Genomic DNA, 16,187 nt, shown 5'->3' with positions numbered 1-16,187 from the left:
CATGAGGGATATCACTACATCAAAAGAAAAACTGCTTAAAAAAATCAGGAAAGCACTTTTGGAGAAAAGGGATAACCCATACCCTCAACTGGAAGACCAGCCCCTTTATCCTGCAACGGATGAAATGCCTGAGGTAGTCTTCGCCGAACAGTTTACCAACGTAGCAGGCCAGTTTGTTTTTTGTGAGGATGAGCTGCAATTTATTGAAAACCTGCTTACCCTTGCCGAAGAACGTAAATGGCACAAAATTTACTGCTGGGAACCTAAGTTGCAGGAGATCCTGAACCAGTTTGAATACCCGCACTACGAAACTGATAAAGATTTTGAACAAGCCGAAGTTGGTTTTACCCTTTGCGAGGCTTTGATTGCCCGTAACGGCAGTATTTTGCTTTCAAACGGTAACATGGCTGGCAGAAGGTTAAGCATCTATCCATCGGTGCATATTGTGCTGGCTTACACTTCGCAAATGGTTATGGACTTGAAAGATGGTTTTAAACTCATCAAAACCAAATATGGCAACCAGCTGCCATCTATGATCAGCACGGTAACCGGCCCAAGCCGTACGGCTGACATTGAAAAAACACTGGTATTAGGCGCCCACGGCCCTAAAGAGCTTTTTGTTTTTATGCTGGAAGGGTGACCGTTGATTTTTTTGATTACGATGATTTCGTTGATTTTTTCTTTTTAGGATTACACCGATTGATTTTTTGATTTCTCCGATTGAGGTTAGCCTGTTGTCTTTCGCCTTTTACCTCGGTCTTAAAATAGCTCTTCCAGCCTGCACTCCTCCAGTATTATCCTTTCACTTTGGTTTTGTGCGTTATATTCCCATTTTACGAGGCGGATTTGGCCATCGGCAATTTCAATGCCTGTTATATCGCCATCATCGTAACAACAGCAGCCGCTATTGAAATAGCTTGGGTCGCATGCGCTGAAATCGGGAGCCACATCACCTTTCACTTGCCGGTTAACGATCTGTTTATTTAGTTCATCGGCCAGGTTATCGTCTCCGGCTTTCCTTGCTTTCGCGATATCGTTATACAGTTTTTCGAGGTGGGTTAACGACCTGAATACCGGTTGATGTGTGTGCCCGGTTATTAGCAGCGTGTTTTTTTGCCTCTGGCTCCATTCATACATAATGCGGTTATGATCTGTTTTGAGCAAGTCGTTATTTGCCGGGGTATTAATATTAACCTTCAGATATGCCTGGAAAGGTGCCCATACATTGGATACAAACCATTTACTGAACCAGTTGCCATCGCTTTGCAAATCGCCCTGGTGGCCATGCGTCATGAATATATTTAGTGGTTTACCATTAACTGTTGTTTGTAGTACAGCTCCTTCATAGATCTTAATTACTTCATCATAAATTTGCTTTAATCCAACTGCCGCTAAAGGGTCATTGTCCCAAAACAGATCATGATTGCCAAATATTTTCATGAATTCTTTACGTTGTATGAACCGTTTTTCGCTTTCAAATGTGGCTTTGTTGTGCTTTTTTATGGTGATGAATAAGTTTTCCCAAAGCTCCTCGCTGTCGCCAAGATTGATGTAGAAAAATTGTTGGCTGTAGTAATAATCAAGTGCTGTAAGGTAGTTCTTCTCGGCAAGGGCGAAGATATCCATATCGTCCCGAGCTCCCTTGTGTTGATCAGAAAAGATAATGAATTTACCTTTTTCTGCATCAAAGGGTATTAAAAGGCCTTTTTTACCCGACCCGGTTAGCAGGTTTTTGTATAACCGGTTCAATGATCCGTTAACCCGCTTCTTATCCGGTCGTGACGAGAGCCTGTCGGCCAACCGGGCAACTGGCTTAGTTAACAGTTTTTGTAAAAACTTGCGCATGACTTTTTAACGTATGATATAGTGTATTGTGTTGTAAGTTGACAGTTACTTTTACCGTGTTTAAACGGGATATAATACAGTGAAATAACGGATAGGTTGTTTTATTATAATTAGTTAGATTAGGCCTGATTTAAAGACACCCTAAATTATATGGAACCTATTGACTTAAAAACAGCCAGGGAAATGGTAGCCCGCTATAAGCAAACCCGAAAAGCGGTTATTGACAAACATCATGAGGTTAATGATACCGAATCTACATGGCTCCCGATAGACAAACTGAAGGAGTTTATTAATAATCTGCCGCCGGAAGCTACTGGAGTGAGGATACATTTTGGAGTGCATGATGCGGATCATAAAAATGCACCGCATCAAACATCGGTTGCAATAGTTGGCACAGTGGCAGGGAAAGGTGTGGATCAGCATATAGATGCTATACAGAGTGATGATGTGGCAAGCTTGGCGGTAAGTGGGTTAGCTGCTTTAAAATCAAGCAAGGATTGCCCGCCGACATGTCAATCCTGATAAATTTGTAAGCTGCATGAATGCTATTATATATTATTTTAGCGTTCATGCTTGATTCCCTTTATTATGTGATGTTTGTAGTGGCTTTTATATGTTGTATATTCACATATAAGTCGCTTGACAAAAATTTTAAATGGTTTTTGCCTTTCTTAGCTTTTGGGGTATTTTATAATTATCCGGCTATTTTTCAACTGCTTATTATTAACCATACCAACGCTTGGTGTAATAACTTCAATGACATACTGGAGTTTATTTGTTATACAATGTTCATCATGTCATTTGATGATCGTACAAAACGAAAAAAGTTTGTATATATAGCTGCGGGTGTTATTGTTGGGTTAACACTTATTGATATATTTCTCATTCAGGGTTTCTGGCATAGAGCGACTATCGCGATAGTTATACAGAATATATTTGGCCTTTGGCTTGTTTGTGATTATTACTATAGATTATTGAATGATGATAATGACGAATACATAGAATTAATATCACACCCCCCGTTTTTGGCGATAACGGGGATTTTTTTCTATTATTTGGCAATGACATTTTATTACTCTTGTTTCAGCTTCATGGTGTATAAAAACAATTATCATTTTTACCTGATAGCAATAACATTGTTGGATCTTAACTCATTAATGCTATACGGCCTATTTTCATTTTCCTTTATATGCTTTTTCAGGAAGAACAATTTATCCTCATAATAATAGCGGGTACTGCTTTATTGCTTCTGTTAGGGGTGTTCATGGTTAGCTTTATGCTCATGTACCAAAAAAAGCAGAACAAGAATCTGCTTGAGCGCGAAAACCTAAAGGCCTCATTTAAGCAGGAAATGCTTAAAACGCAAATAGAGATCCAGGAGCAAACGCTTAACGATATAAGCCGTGAGATCCATGATAATATCACGCAGGTTTTGTCATTTGTAAAATTGAACCTGGGCCTGCTTAACAATAGCCTTGATGACGAAAAAAAAGCCCGTGTAAATGAGAACCGCGAACTGGTTTCGCAAACCATTAATGATTTGAGGCACCTTTCAAAAAGCATGAGCTTTGAGCATATCAGCTCACAGGGGCTTATAAAAACCCTCGAAACCGAAACCGAACGTTTAACCCGCAGCGGCATCATCAATGTTATTTTTGATGTTGGAGGTGATGTATATAGTTTAGGCGAGCAGCGCGAACTGGTGATATTTCGGATCTTCCAGGAAGCGGTAAATAATACTTTGAAATACGCTAAGGCAGCTAACCTTAAAATCGGTTTGTATTATACTGCACAAATGTTTAATTTGCTCATCGAAGATGATGGTGCTGGTTTCAATGCTGAAAAGGTTGATAATAAGGGCGGTTCGGGATTGCGGAACATTGAAAACAGGGCAGCTTTAGTAGGCGCGGACGTAATTATTGCCAGCTCGCCTGGTAAGGGTTGCCAGATAAAATTGTCGTTCAATCCCCTGGTACAACAAATTTATGCTAAAGGAACCCATTCAAATAGCCTTAGTTGATGATCATAAACTCTTCAGGAGCGGTATGGCTGCTCTTGTCACCAATTTTAAAAGATACAACATACTATTTGAGGCCGCAAACGGGCAGGAACTGATAAATACCATAAACAACGGCACTGTTCCGGATATTGTATTGCTGGATATCAGCATGCCGGTTATGGATGGGGTTGAAGCTGCACAGGTGCTGCGGGCCAAACATCCCGGTGTCAGGATTATTATTTTATCCATGTTCGAAGATGCCGAAAAGGTGCTGATCATGGTAAAAATGGGTGTTAAAGGCTACCTGCTTAAAGATTCGGAACCGCATGAAGTTGAAGACGCCCTTTTGAAAGTTGCGCAGGGAGAGCTTTATTACCCCGAGTTTGTAACCCGCCACCTGATTACCAACTTTAACAGCAAGTTAGAAAACATAAAGCTTAACCCGCGCGAAATCGAATTCCTGCGCCTTACCGGCACTGAGCTTACTTATAAAGAAATTGCCGAAACCATGAACATCAGCGTGCGCACCGTTGATAGCTATCGCGACCAGCTTTTTGAAAAACTCCAGATCAAAAGCCGCGTGGGGCTGGTTTTATACAGCATAAAAAATAAACTGATTGAATTGTAATTTGCTAATAAATTTAGCAAATTTGTTCAATGTCACATGAGGAAAATCCGGATTTTTTTAAAGGACGAGGGGCGCAGGTAAATACGCACAATAAGTTTCTGAAAAACAAGTATGTACTTGATCATATCGAGGGTATTGACGAGCCTTTGCTTGAAAATAGCAACACGCAGCTTTTTGAAGAAACTCCAAAAAAAATAGTAAGCGAATCCAATAGTCCCGATCTGAGCCATATGTACTCGATCAACCCGTACCAGGGTTGCGAGCATGGTTGTATTTACTGTTATGCCCGTAACAGCCATGAATATTACGGCTTTAGCGCCGGGCTCGATTTTGAGCGCAAGATCATTATTAAACCCAATGCCCCCCAGCTGCTTGAGCAATATTTCAACAAAAAAAATTATAAGCCGGTTTGCATCATGCTGTCAGGCAATACGGATTGTTATCAGCCTGTTGAACGGAAGCTTAAAATAACCCAGGCCTTGCTGGAAGTTTTTTGGAAGTATAAAAACCCGGTAAGCATCATCACCAAAAACAACGTTATACTGCGCGATATCGATTTGCTTACAGATATGGCCAGGCTGAACCTGGTACATGTAAACATATCCATCACCTCCCTTAATGAGCAACTGAGGCAGAAACTTGAGCCGCGCACTGTAACAGCAACAGGCCGTTTGGCGGTTGTTCAAAAGCTTTCGGAAAAAGGCATCCCGGTACGGGTAATGGCAGCGCCGATCATTCCCGGGTTAAACAGTAATGAAGTGCCTAATATCATTAAAGCCGCCGCCGACAGAGGCGCTTTAGCCGCCGGTTTTACCATGGTGAGGCTCAATGGCAGCATAGCCGAAATTTTTAGCGACTGGATCTACAAGGCTTTTCCAGATCGCGCCGAAAAGGTACTGAATATGATCCGCTCGACACATGACGGCAAGTTGAATGATAGCGATTACGGTCGCCGGATGAGCGGCGAGGGCAAGGTGGCCGAATCAATTCACCAGATGTTTAAAATGGCTTGCAAACGCTTTATGAGCGATAGGCAGATGCCAGAATATGATTATAGTTTATTTGTACCAAGGAAAGGGAAACAGACGAGTATGTTTTGAGGGGGATATTTATATAAAAAACATTAAATTTGTTATGAAAGGATTGATATGGTATTAGTATTAAAAAAGGGAGCATCCAAAAAGGATATAGAGGCTATTGAAAAGGCACTTTATAAGGAAGCGCCGTCTATGGGTTTCGACGCAAAAAAATACAATGGAAAAGTGCCTTTAAAAGAAAATCCATTGACCATTCAAATTAAGTTAAGAGATGAGTGGGAAAGAGATATTAGTTGATACGAATATTATATTGTATCTGTTGGATGGGAACGATACGATATAAAAGTTATTGCAGGGTAAGCAGATCTGTATTTCATTTATAACCGAACTGGAACTAATAGAATTTAAAAACCTTTCAGAACGCGATGAAAAACAAATACACGGCTTATTAAGTGATTGTTCAATTATTCAGATGAATAATAAATTGAAAGAACAATATGTAACAATAAGAAAAAAATATAGTTTAAAACTACCAGATGCTATCATAGCGGCAACAGCCATTACATTCAATCTGCCGTTTATAACATCTGATAAACAATTCAAAACTATAAATAAGCTAAAGCTTGTTTCTTATGAGATTTGAATTTTTTAACCCTAAGCCGTCAACCCCAACGCCTATCCCCACCCCAAAAACATAACACAACAAATCGCCCCACAAAAAGCCCTCACCTAAAACGAGCCTGCCAAACAGGGTATGCCTCAGGTCATTTATCCAGGGCGCTTTATAAAGCTGGCTAAACTCTATCACGAAGCAAAACGCCAACGCAGCTACAACAGTAAACATACGGGGCTTGCTAATAAACAGAAACCTCATGATAAAGCAAACCATAGTGGCCCATAAAATATCGCCTATGAATAAAGGGATGAACTTAAAATGGCGGGATAACAAACCGAGGATAATGGTTGCTATTGTTAATATCAAATAGGTTATCCGGTTTTTAGGCATGGAATAAATATCGGCTAAATAAATGCAACAAAAAAGGCACCCACCGGGTGCCTTTGATATATTTAATTTTATAAATGGTTGCTTATGCTTCTTCAGCTTCTAAAGCCATTTGCTCGTCAACAAGGATACGTCCGCAATGCTCGCAAACGATGATCTTTTTACGCTGACGGATGTCTGACTGGCGCTGAGGTGGGATCTGGTTAAAGCAACCAGAGCATGAATCACGTTGAATAGTTACAACTGCAAGACCGTTTTTAGCGTTTTGACGTAAACGGGTGTAAGCGGTTAATAAACGCTCTTCGATGTTGTCCATAGCTTTTGCAGCCTGGGCATTCAACTCGGTTTCTTCTTTTTCAGTTTCGGCAGTAATGGTGCCTAATTCTTCTTTCTTGGCGTCAAGGTCGGCCTGGCGGGCTTCCAGATCCGCCAATGCTTTTTCGTAAACCTGGGTTTTGTTGGTGATTTCGAAACCGTATTCACGGATCTTCTTTTCACTCACCTGTATATCTAAGCCCTGGATCTCAATTTCTTTTGAGATAGCATCATATTCGCGGTTGTTTTTAACCTCGTTAAGCTGGCCTTCGTATTTTTTGATGTTCGCCTGAGCTTCTTTGATCAGGTTTTTACGGGTAACTATGTCATCTTCCACATCGTCAAGTTCACCTTTGATCTTTTGGATGCGGGTTTCAAGGCCTGCAACGTCGTCCTCAAGGTCGGCAACTTCCATTGGCAATTCGCCCCTTACCTGGCGGATCCTGTCAATCTTGGTGTGGATAGTTTGTAGTTCGTATAAAGCTTTAAGCTTTTGTTCTACGGTTTGTTCCATTAAATAAAATATTTGACGGGGTTTGTATTTACTTCTGTTAAACGGACGGCAAAGATAGGGAATTTTTTTCTAATTATTTCATACAATAATTGCTGCGTAAATTGTTCACTCTCAAAGTGTCCGATATCTGCAATAACTATCTTTCCTTCGGCATCAAAAAACTCATGATACTTGTAATCGGCCGTGATAAAAACGTCGGCTCCTGCGGCTATGGCATGCTTTAGCAAAAAGCCCCCCGAACCGCCGCACACAGCTACTTTTTTAACGTGTTTGCCCAATAATTTAGTATGCCGTATCACATGCGTGCGCATCTTATCCTTTACATGAAACAGGAAACTTTCTTCATTAAGCGGCATTTCCAACTCGCCTATCATACCCGAGCCTACCTGCTGGTGCTGGTTGGTTAAATTGTAAAGATCATAGGCAACTTCTTCATACGGATGGGCCAGGATCAAAGCCATCAGGATCTTGCTCTCCAAATTGGCCGGATATACGGTTTCTATCCTTACTTCATTTTCCTTGTGGCGTTTGCCAATTTCGCCCACATAAGGGGTTGCGGCATCATTGCCTTTAAATGTCCCTGTTCCCTGTGCATTAAAACTAACCTCGCTGTAATTACCAATATTGCCTGCGCCTGCTGCAAACAAAGCATCGCGTACAGTGTCGGCATGGTTTAGCGGAACGTAAGTAACCAGTTTTTTGATCAGGTTATGTTTGGGCAGCAGTATTCGGCTGTTTTTTAAACCTAAAGTTTCACAGATACGGGCATTAACACCGGTCATGATGCTATCCAAATTGGTGTGAATAGCGTATATAGCAATACCTTTACGGATAGCTTTTTCAACCACCCGTTCCACATAGGTTTTGCCGTTGAATTTTTTTAACCCCTTAAAAACGATAGGGTGGTGCGATATGATCACCTGGCAGCCGGTAGCAATAGCCTCATCAACCACAGCTTCGGTACAGTCAAGCGAGATCAGGGCCTGGCTTACCTCCTGCTCCGGGTTGCCAACTATCAGGCCAGAATTGTCATAATCTTCCTGATAGTTGAGCGGTGCGAGGCTTTCAAGGTAAGCGGTTAAGGCAGATAGTTTCATTAATTTTTTTTAGAGATAAATAACGGCTTTGTTTAGCTGCTCATTTTAGCCATTTGGTAGCTTTCATAAGCCATATTCTTATTATACTCCAAAGTTATCGACTTATTGTTGATCAAATCCACAATAGTGCCAATCCAGCAAAAGCCTACTGTTAGCAAATAAACAATACCCATCCCAATCTGGCCTAATACAAAGCGCTGAATGCCGGCAAAACCTACAAAACCAAGCAAGGTAAACAACAATATATCCTGCGAGTTTTTGCGCTTATTGCTGTAAACCATGTAAAAATATTTTTTCTGGCTTTCTGTAAGATCGGGGGTGGCGTGCTGTAAAAATCCCAACTCTTCCGGCGAAAAACCGGCAAACGTACTATGCGGGTCCTGGTACATGTTCATATAGGTAAGGCTTATTAAAAAGTAATAAGCCAAATTTAAATATTTACCGCATTAAAACTATAGGTTAAAAATGATTTAAAAATTCTTTTCCATACATAGGGGTAAACAATAGTGAGGTTGTAATACCTGTATGAAAGTTTTAGTAACCGGGGCAACAGGGTTTATTGGCAGGCAGCTCACGTTATCGCTGGCTATGCAGGGCTATGATGTTAAAGCCTTATGCCGTAATACCGATCACCCTTATTTAATAGAGCATAAAAATATCGAACCGGTTACCGGCAATATTCTGTACCGCCAAAGCCTGGGAAGGGCTATGCAGGGCTGCGAACAAGTATACCATACCGCCGCCATGGCCAAAATGTGGTGCCGTAACCCCGATGATTACCATGAAACCAATGTTGTTGGTACCCGTAACGTACTTGAAGTTGCAGCAGGCGCCGGTGTACAGAAAATAGTTTACACATCAACCTGCGGTGTTTGGGGCCCAACAGTAAAATACCCCATGAGTGAAAACGATCCGCGGATAGCAGGTTTTCCCATTGCTTACGAGCGTACCAAATACCTGGCCGAACTTGAAGTGCAAAATTTTGCAAAGCAGGGAGGGATATACATCGTTACAGTAAATCCATCACGCGTATATGGCGAAGGGCCTGTTACCGAAAGTAATACAGTAGGTAAAATGGTTTCGGCCTATTTACGCGGCAAATGGCATTTTATTCCTGGCAATGGCGAACAGGTAGCCAATTATGCTTTTTTAACCGATGTGGTTGATGGACATTTGGCGGCTATGAATAATGGAACCAGCGGCGAACGCTATATTTTAGGCGGAGAGGATATTAGTTTTAATGATTTTTTCAAAACAGTACATCAGGTATCAGGTAAACAACATCGTCTCATTCATCTGCCGTTAAAGACTATTGAATTTTATAGCCATTTTGAAAAGCTTAAATCACAGCTTACCGGGCTGCGCCCTTTCTTTTTGCCTGAGTTTGCCGAACGTTTAAAGTATGATCAAAAATACAGCAGCAATAAAGCCATAACGCAGCTTGGTTACCGGATAACCCCTTTTACAGAGGGGATGCATAAAACCATTAATTACCTTCAACAAGCCTGAAGCATGATAGATCAGACAGCCATTATAACCGGAGCCAGCGAAGGGTTGGGTAAATCGTTTGCCATTGAACTGGCGTCGCGGCAAATAAACCTGGTACTGGTATCATTGCCAGCTACCGGATTGCCTGAGCTGGCATCCTTTATCCGTAAAAACTTTGAGGTTAAAGTGAATTATTTGGAAATTGATTTAACACTTGCCGAAAGTTACCCTGCAATTTTTAATTACCTTAGTGATGAGCAAATTACGGCTCACCTGCTCATCAATAATGCGGGTTTAGGTAACTGGTCGTGGTTTGAAGATTTGAACATTGGGTTTTATAAAAAGCAAATTGAACTGAACGTGATTACACCTGTACTGCTTACACGCTTGTTCCTGGCCCAGGCCGATGTCTCTGCTACCTCTTATATATTGAATGTAGGGAGTTTGGGCGGCTTGTTTGTGGTGCCTAAAAAGCAGGTTTACGGTGCTACCAAATCATTTATCAGGTATTTTACCAAATGTTTGCAGCTGGAACTTCATGGCTCAAATGTGAAGATCAGCTTGCTTAGTCCTGGAGGGATCAATACCAAGCCCGAGTTGCTGGTAATGAATAATAAACTCAAAGGCATATCAAAGGCAACCATTATGGAGCCCGGGCACGTAGCACGTATAGCGGTGGATGGTTTGCTGAAAGGGAAAAAAGAGATCATCCCGGGTGTGGTAAACCGGATGCTTGTTTTATTAAACAGTTTGCTGCCTGCCGGTGTTAAAGAAATCATTATAAGGCAGCGACTGGCCACCATTATTAAAAGCTGACAGCATGATCATTTCATTACTTACCTATCGGCATATTAAAAACCTTTGCAGCTTTTTTAAGCGCACCCGCAATAGTTTTAAGCTTATTAATAATGAGCGGATCGTTATTATTTCGGGCAGCATGCGCGGATTGGTATTGTATTTTGACCGCGATGCATGCGAGGTGAAAAATGGAGAAACAGATTTCATCAGTATTGATATAACGCGCGATTTTTCGGTTGAGATGCTGATGCGGATCCTGGTTAATCACAACATGATAACTCCTGTTTTTGAAGGTTGATTGCCCTCCGGGTGCCCGCGTTTCAATTTTCCTGAGCTATTTCATCTGATGCGAAATTTTAAATTCGTACACCCGTTGTAACGTATCCGAACGATATTATCTGTCTATGTTTTTAATAAATTGATTATTAATGGTTTATATCATGGCTCGAATTTTGAAGACACAAAATCCCAGATCTTCGTTAGTAACCTTTAGCCTTTGTAATCATGATCAGAACTTACTTTAAACTTGCCTACCGCAATTTAATTAAGGATAAAGCTTATTCTATTATTAATATATCAGGTTTAGCTGTTGGCCTTGCAGCAAGTATCCTGATATTGCTTTGGGTACAAAACGAAACAAGTTATGATCAGTTCCATAAAAATGCAGGGCAATTATACCGTATAAACTGGGATGTTGATGGTTTAACTGTGGCCGGTACCCCTACCGCAATGGCCGCATCCGTAAAATCACAATTGCCGGTTGTTAGAAATGCGGTGCGCATCAGCCCGAAGAGTTACCTGTTTGAAGCCAACGATAAAAGGTTTATAGAAGACAAAGTAATTTATGCCGATCCTAATTTCCTGGATGTATTTTCATTTCCGCTTGTAAAAGGTGATCGTGCAGAAGCTCTAAAGCAAATAGATGGCGTTTTAATAACAGAAGCAACAGCCGCGAAATATTTTGGCGATCAAAATCCCGTTGGTAGGTTTTTAAAGAAAGACAATAGTGAAAACGTAATAGTGACCGGGGTTTTAGCCAACATCCCTGCTAACTCGCACATGCAATTTGATTTTGTAATGCCAACGGCAGCGTTATACAAAGCTAACCCTAAGGTGGAAAAATACCAATGGGAGGCGCCCTATTTTCATACTTATGTTCAGTTAGATAAAAATTTTGACCCAAGCCCTGCCAATTTAAAAAAATTGGAAAGTCAGATTTTTCAGATCTATCATAAATACGAACCACAAATGAAAAGTGCGTTCCATCTTCAACCCGTTACCCAAATTCACATGGCCCCGGCGATAGAGATGGATTTACCCGGACACGGTAATGCGCTGTACCTAAAAATGTTTTTTGTTGTAGCTATTTTAATACTTGCCGTTGCCTGTATCAATTTCATGAACCTGGCTACTGCGCGTTCGGCCCGAAGGGCTAAGGAAATTGGTTTGCGTAAAGTAGCCGGAGCGCAAAGGTTTCAATTGATATTCCAGTTTTTAAGTGAAGCCGTGTTCATTGCTTTTTTATCGTTGTTGCTGGCACTTTGGATAGTGATTTTAGTTCTGCCACAGTTTAATCAGTTAGTTGGTAAGCAACTCGCAGTTAATTTCGGTGATGCGAAGCTCTGGCTTAGTTTGCTGTGTATTGCCTTGGTAACGGGGGTGATATCGGGCAGTTACCCGGCGCTGTTTTTATCCGGTTTCAACCCTGTTAAAGTGCTTAAGGGGAATGTGAAATCAATGGGTGGTAATTTAATTTTTCGCCACGCTTTGGTGGTTACCCAGTTTGTTGTTTCGGTGGTTTTACTGATAGGTACGATAGTTATTTACCAGCAACTTAAGTTTGTACGAGAAAGAAATCCCGGCTTTAACAAATCCAGTCTTTTATATATGGACATGAACGGTGACATGGTAGATAAAGAAGCTTTGCTGAGAAATGAGCTACGGCAAAATCCGCTCACCAGTGATTTTGCTATTACCAACGAACTTCCTATAGATGTGGGAGCCGGCGCAAACGTTTCATGGCCGGGCAAGGATCCCAAAACACTTGGTAACCCGACACCCGGGTTATATGTAAGTGAGAATTTTGCCCATCTATTCGGATTGAAGCTACTGGCAGGTCGTTTCTTTTCCGAGTCGATCAAAACCGATTCAAATAATTGTGTCATTAACCAAAAGCTACTGGGCTTGATGGGCTTTACTGATCCTGCAGCAGCCATTGGCAAACCGATGACATTGCACAACAAACCAAGTATTATTATTGGTGTGGTTAAAGATTTTAATTTTAAACCTGCCCAGTCGGCCATTGAACCCCTGATCATTGCTTTAACAGGTGGCGGTGGTACAATGGTTATACGAACTAAGCCCGGAGCAACCTTTGCAACTATAAAGGCTCTGGAGAAAATGAGTAAAGAAATTAGTCCTGCTTATCCTTTCAGCTTCAATTTTGTTGACCAGCAAATGGCAAGCCTTTACCATGGAGAGCAGCAGATGGGTAATATTTTTAAACTATTTGCGGCAATAGGCATTTTTATTTCATGTCTTGGTTTATACGGTTTATCGGCGTTTATTGCCGAACAGCGTACCAGGGAAATAGGCGTACGCAAGGTATTGGGCGCATCGGTATTTAACCTGGTTTATTTATTATCATCCGGAATTACCAGGTTGATCCTGATAGCTATCTGTATAGCATTACCGGTTGCGTGGTACGCGGCAAATACCTGGCTGGCTGGATTTGCTTATCATATTAATGTTAGCTGGCTGATATTCTTGGTGGCATCGGGGTCAGCTTTGGGTATAGCCTGGCTTACGGTTAGCTATGAATCTATCAAAGCCGCAACCGTGAACCCTATTAAGAGCTTAAGAACTGAGTGATGCTTGCGTTACATAAATGAACACCCAATTGTCCGTATCCGAACGATAATGTGCTGTTGCTTTCATTTAAGTTGTTGACATGTAGCTATTTGTGATATTGGCACTGTTTTGCATGCCACACAATTAAATAAAACGGATTTTTATGCTGAAGAACTATATCAAAACCGCCTGGCGGAACCTTGTCCGCAATAAGTTTTATTCGGTGATCAATATTGCCGGGTTAACCCTGGGCCTCGCCATTGGGATCCTGATCCTGCTTTGGGTGCAGGACGAATTTAGCTTTGATAGCTTTCATAAAAACGCATCAAATATTTACCGGGTAGAGCTTTTTGGCGGTACAGGGGCCAGCAAGCAGATCTGGCAAACAACAGTGGCACCGATGGGGCCGCTGGCTAAACAGGAACTGCCCGTTGTGCAAGATCAGGTGCGCATAACCAATAACTGGTTTTTCTCATTATTTAAATACCAGGATAAAATTTTTAACGAGCAGGCGGTAGGCTTTGCTGATCCCTCCCTGTTTACTGTTTTTGATTTTCCGCTGATTGAAGGTAACAAGGCAAAGCCTTTTACGAACGATAATTCCGTAGTGATTACAAAAAGAACGGCAAAAAAATATTTCGGTAATGAAGATGCTTTAGGAAAAGTTATTGTGGCCGATAATAAAGAGAATTTTACTGTATCGGGCGTTATTGATGATTTCCCGCTTAACTCAAGCATTAATTATGATATGATCATGTCCATGAGCTATCATATCAAATATATGTTTACCAACAATAAGGTTGATCTGAACCATGATTTCAGCAATTACGCTTATGAAACCTATTTGTTGTTGAAACCGGGCACTTCTTTAAAAAAGCTATCGGCCGATTTGAATAAAGTTCACCTGAAACGGAAGCCTGAAGATACCGATGCCGATTACCTCTTGCTGCCCGCAACTAAAATGCATCTTTATAATGCGGACGGTACCGACCGGGGGATCAGCACTGTACATATCTTTATCATTATCGCCTTAGTAATATTAGTGATTGCCTGTATCAACTATGTTAACCTTTCAACCGCGCGGGCCATGCTGCGCGCCAAGGAAATAAGCATGCGAAAGATCATCGGCGCGGCAAAAACACAATTGTTTATGCAGTTTGTGGTAGAAACAGCTTTGCTGTTTATCCTTTCGTCGGTTTTAGCAGTGTTGGTAATTTATAACGTAATTCCTGTATTTAATGAAATTGCGGGTAAGCAACTGGTATTTAATCTTTCCAACTACCATATCTGGTTGGTTATTGCGGGTACCATCACTGCTACACTTGTATTGTCCAGTATTTACCCGGCGCTACTGCTTTCATCTTTTGAACCATTAAAAGCACTCAAGGGTAAAATCTCCAATGGTATTGGAGATGTGCTTTTCCGTAAGATCCTGGTAGTGGTGCAGTTTACCTTTTCAGTAGTATTGATCATCAGTACCATTGTGATCACCAGCCAGCTTAATTACATCCGGTCAAAAAATTTAGGCTATGATAAAAGTCACGTGTTTGCTTTTTGGATGCGCGATATGAAAGATCATTATGATGCTGTTAAAGCCGAACTTTTGAAACAACCGGGTGTTGAAGCCGTAACGCGTTCAAGCGGCAATATTGTTAATAATGGTGGTATTTCCGGCGATAACGATTGGGATGGTAAAGCCACCGGTCAAACGTTTATTGTACATCCCCAAGGAATTGATAAAGATTTTATTTCTTTTTTCAAGATAAAAATGGCTGCAGGTCGCGGTTTTGATGGCTCGGTGAGTGATTCGGCTCATTATATACTGAATGAGGCGGCAATTAAGGAGTTGGGCATGAAAGACCCGATTGGCAAACGTTTCAGGTTACGTAAAACCGAAGGGACAATCATAGGCGTGGTAAAGGATTTCCATTTTGCAAGTATGCGTGAAAAAATTGGGCCGATGGTGTTTTTCTACGCCCCGGATACGTATGCTTCACTGTATATTAAAACAACCGGCGATGGTGCGCCAAAAGCCATAGCAGCTGCCGAAAAAGAGTTTAAACAATACAATGGGCAATTTCCGTTTGGTTACACTTTCCTGGATGACATATTCAACAAACTTTACCAGGGCGAACAGCGGGAAGGTACATTGTTTAACTATTTTGCGGGGATAGCTATTTTAATCTCCTGCCTTGGCCTGCTTGGTTTGGCAGCTTACACCGCTCAGGTACGTACCCGCGAAATTGGTGTGCGGAAAGTTTTGGGTGCTACCGTAACAAATGTTGTTGCCTTGTTAGCAAAAGATTTTATTAAGCTGGTGCTTATTGCTATCGTTGTGGCTTTCCCGATTGCCTGGCTGGCCATGAGCCACTGGCTTGATGAATTTGCTTACCGAGTTGGCATAAGCTGGACAGCCTTTGTATTAGCTGCCGTGATTGCCCTATTGATTGCCTTTATCACTATCAGTTTTCAATCGGTTAAGGCCGCGTTGGCTAATCCGGTTGATAGTTTGCGGAGGGAATAATAGTTGGTTCAAATTGGTAGAGACTCATCACATGCGTTTCCCGAATACTGAAGACTTACGAAGTTTTCAAAACTTCGTAAGTCTTCAGT

General features: G+C 41.5%; 17 protein-coding genes. 12 read left to right on the top strand and 5 right to left on the bottom strand.

The annotated features are described in order from the left end of the window. The first annotated feature begins 1 nt into the window (after position 1). Positions 2 to 640, top strand: coding sequence for a lactate utilization protein (locus ABID99_RS24815; RefSeq protein ID WP_091167171.1), 639 nt, complete (start codon positions 2 to 4; stop codon positions 638 to 640). A gap of 119 nt (positions 641 to 759) precedes the next feature. Here the strand turns inward: ABID99_RS24815 and ABID99_RS24810 are convergent, their stop codons facing one another. Then, complete coding sequence (locus ABID99_RS24810) at positions 760 to 1,845, bottom strand: metallophosphoesterase (RefSeq protein ID WP_176625842.1); 1,086 nt, start codon at positions 1,843 to 1,845, stop codon at positions 760 to 762. 150 nt (positions 1,846 to 1,995) lie between these two features. Between ABID99_RS24810 and ABID99_RS24805 the strand changes: the two genes are divergently transcribed. From ABID99_RS24805 to ABID99_RS24780, 6 genes are all read left to right on the top strand, one after another. Then, positions 1,996 to 2,367, top strand: a complete 372-nt coding sequence (locus ABID99_RS24805) for a hypothetical protein (protein ID WP_176625840.1) — start codon at positions 1,996 to 1,998, stop codon at positions 2,365 to 2,367. Positions 2,368 to 3,034: 667 nt separating this feature from the next. Next, positions 3,035 to 3,865, top strand: coding sequence for a sensor histidine kinase (locus tag ABID99_RS24800; RefSeq protein ID WP_373615440.1), 831 nt, complete (start codon positions 3,035 to 3,037; stop codon positions 3,863 to 3,865). Then, positions 3,831 to 4,472 carry a response regulator transcription factor gene (locus ABID99_RS24795; protein ID WP_354484707.1) on the top strand — a complete coding sequence of 214 codons (642 nt, stop codon included), beginning with the start codon at positions 3,831 to 3,833 and terminating at the stop codon, positions 4,470 to 4,472. The genes ABID99_RS24800 and ABID99_RS24795 overlap by 35 nt, the downstream gene beginning before the upstream one ends. Before the next feature lie 29 nt (positions 4,473 to 4,501). Next, positions 4,502 to 5,572 (top strand): PA0069 family radical SAM protein, encoded by a 1,071-nt coding sequence (locus ABID99_RS24790; protein WP_373615438.1) that lies wholly within the window; start codon positions 4,502 to 4,504, stop codon positions 5,570 to 5,572. 48 nt (positions 5,573 to 5,620) lie between these two features. Next, complete coding sequence (locus ABID99_RS24785; RefSeq protein ID WP_373615437.1) at positions 5,621 to 5,806, top strand: hypothetical protein; 186 nt, start codon at positions 5,621 to 5,623, stop codon at positions 5,804 to 5,806. A 52-nt stretch (positions 5,807 to 5,858) separates the two neighbouring features. Then, entirely contained in the window at positions 5,859 to 6,152 is a 294-nt protein-coding gene (locus ABID99_RS24780) for a PIN domain-containing protein (RefSeq protein ID WP_373615436.1), read from the top strand. On the opposite strand, the gene ABID99_RS24775 is transcribed toward ABID99_RS24780, so the two are convergent. The 4 genes from ABID99_RS24775 to ABID99_RS24760 all read right to left on the bottom strand — a co-directional run bounded on the left by ABID99_RS24775 (position 6,126) and on the right by ABID99_RS24760 (position 8,833). Then, positions 6,126 to 6,515, bottom strand: coding sequence for a DUF2809 domain-containing protein (locus ABID99_RS24775; protein ID WP_373615434.1), 390 nt, complete (start codon positions 6,513 to 6,515; stop codon positions 6,126 to 6,128). The genes ABID99_RS24780 and ABID99_RS24775 overlap by 27 nt on opposite strands. 82 nt (positions 6,516 to 6,597) lie before the next feature. Beyond that, positions 6,598 to 7,341, bottom strand: coding sequence for a zinc ribbon domain-containing protein (locus ABID99_RS24770; RefSeq protein WP_090532210.1), 744 nt, complete (start codon positions 7,339 to 7,341; stop codon positions 6,598 to 6,600). After that, on the bottom strand, positions 7,341 to 8,438 hold the full coding sequence (locus tag ABID99_RS24765; protein ID WP_373615433.1) for a Nif3-like dinuclear metal center hexameric protein: 1,098 nt from the start codon (positions 8,436 to 8,438) through the stop codon (positions 7,341 to 7,343). Before ABID99_RS24765 ends, ABID99_RS24770 begins: the two co-directional genes overlap by 1 nt. A 32-nt stretch (positions 8,439 to 8,470) precedes the next feature. After that, positions 8,471 to 8,833, bottom strand: a complete 363-nt coding sequence (locus tag ABID99_RS24760) for a TM2 domain-containing protein (protein ID WP_090532206.1) — start codon at positions 8,831 to 8,833, stop codon at positions 8,471 to 8,473. A gap of 130 nt (positions 8,834 to 8,963) precedes the next feature. Between ABID99_RS24760 and ABID99_RS24755 the strand changes: the two genes are divergently transcribed. The 5 genes from ABID99_RS24755 (at position 8,964) to ABID99_RS24735 (ending at position 16,098) form a co-directional block, all read left to right on the top strand. Next, positions 8,964 to 9,947: an NAD-dependent epimerase/dehydratase family protein gene (locus tag ABID99_RS24755; protein ID WP_373615432.1), complete on the top strand. Its 984-nt coding sequence runs from the start codon at positions 8,964 to 8,966 to the stop codon at positions 9,945 to 9,947. A gap of 3 nt (positions 9,948 to 9,950) precedes the next feature. Beyond that, entirely contained in the window at positions 9,951 to 10,742 is a 792-nt protein-coding gene (locus tag ABID99_RS24750) for an SDR family oxidoreductase (protein ID WP_090532203.1), read from the top strand. Positions 10,743 to 10,746: 4 nt separating this feature from the next. Further along, on the top strand, positions 10,747 to 11,022 hold the full coding sequence (locus ABID99_RS24745; protein ID WP_188833617.1) for a hypothetical protein: 276 nt from the start codon (positions 10,747 to 10,749) through the stop codon (positions 11,020 to 11,022). A 206-nt stretch (positions 11,023 to 11,228) separates the two neighbouring features. Then, the gene (locus ABID99_RS24740) at positions 11,229 to 13,595 is read left to right on the top strand and encodes an ABC transporter permease (protein ID WP_373615431.1); all 2,367 of its coding nucleotides are present in this window, start codon (positions 11,229 to 11,231) and stop codon (positions 13,593 to 13,595) included. Between the two features lie 142 nt (positions 13,596 to 13,737). Beyond that, positions 13,738 to 16,098: an ABC transporter permease gene (locus ABID99_RS24735; RefSeq protein WP_373615430.1), complete on the top strand. Its 2,361-nt coding sequence runs from the start codon at positions 13,738 to 13,740 to the stop codon at positions 16,096 to 16,098. Positions 16,099 to 16,187: the final 89 nt, after the last annotated feature.

It is taken from the genome of Mucilaginibacter sp. OAE612 (assembly GCF_041806395.1).
GTDB classification, from domain to species: domain Bacteria; phylum Bacteroidota; class Bacteroidia; order Sphingobacteriales; family Sphingobacteriaceae; genus Mucilaginibacter; species Mucilaginibacter rubeus.
The sequence above is the reverse complement of the archived record's forward strand: the minus strand, read 5'-3'. Positions and strand labels throughout refer to the sequence as shown.

Excerpts from the sequence above, each read along its gene's own strand:
- ABID99_RS24735 (WP_373615430.1), top strand. The coding sequence starts at position 13,738 with ATGCTGAAGAACTATATCAAAACCGCCTGGCGGAACCTTGTCCGCAAT.
- ABID99_RS24805 (WP_176625840.1), top strand. The coding sequence starts at position 1,996 with ATGGAACCTATTGACTTAAAAACAGCCAGGGAAATGGTAGCCCGCTAT.
- ABID99_RS24785 (WP_373615437.1), top strand. The coding sequence starts at position 5,621 with ATGGTATTAGTATTAAAAAAGGGAGCATCCAAAAAGGATATAGAGGCT.
- ABID99_RS24755 (WP_373615432.1), top strand. The coding sequence starts at position 8,964 with ATGAAAGTTTTAGTAACCGGGGCAACAGGGTTTATTGGCAGGCAGCTC.
- ABID99_RS24765 (WP_373615433.1), bottom strand. The coding sequence starts at position 8,438 with ATGAAACTATCTGCCTTAACCGCTTACCTTGAAAGCCTCGCACCGCTC.
- ABID99_RS24800 (WP_373615440.1), top strand. The coding sequence starts at position 3,035 with ATGCTTTTTCAGGAAGAACAATTTATCCTCATAATAATAGCGGGTACT.
- ABID99_RS24760 (WP_090532206.1), bottom strand. The coding sequence starts at position 8,833 with ATGAACATGTACCAGGACCCGCATAGTACGTTTGCCGGTTTTTCGCCG.
- ABID99_RS24795 (WP_354484707.1), top strand. The coding sequence starts at position 3,831 with ATGCTAAAGGAACCCATTCAAATAGCCTTAGTTGATGATCATAAACTC.
- ABID99_RS24810 (WP_176625842.1), bottom strand. The coding sequence starts at position 1,845 with ATGCGCAAGTTTTTACAAAAACTGTTAACTAAGCCAGTTGCCCGGTTG.
- ABID99_RS24770 (WP_090532210.1), bottom strand. The coding sequence starts at position 7,341 with ATGGAACAAACCGTAGAACAAAAGCTTAAAGCTTTATACGAACTACAA.
- ABID99_RS24740 (WP_373615431.1), top strand. The coding sequence starts at position 11,229 with ATGATCAGAACTTACTTTAAACTTGCCTACCGCAATTTAATTAAGGAT.
- ABID99_RS24745 (WP_188833617.1), top strand. The coding sequence starts at position 10,747 with ATGATCATTTCATTACTTACCTATCGGCATATTAAAAACCTTTGCAGC.
- ABID99_RS24790 (WP_373615438.1), top strand. The coding sequence starts at position 4,502 with ATGTCACATGAGGAAAATCCGGATTTTTTTAAAGGACGAGGGGCGCAG.
- ABID99_RS24815 (WP_091167171.1), top strand. The coding sequence starts at position 2 with ATGAGGGATATCACTACATCAAAAGAAAAACTGCTTAAAAAAATCAGG.
- ABID99_RS24775 (WP_373615434.1), bottom strand. The coding sequence starts at position 6,515 with ATGCCTAAAAACCGGATAACCTATTTGATATTAACAATAGCAACCATT.
- ABID99_RS24750 (WP_090532203.1), top strand. The coding sequence starts at position 9,951 with ATGATAGATCAGACAGCCATTATAACCGGAGCCAGCGAAGGGTTGGGT.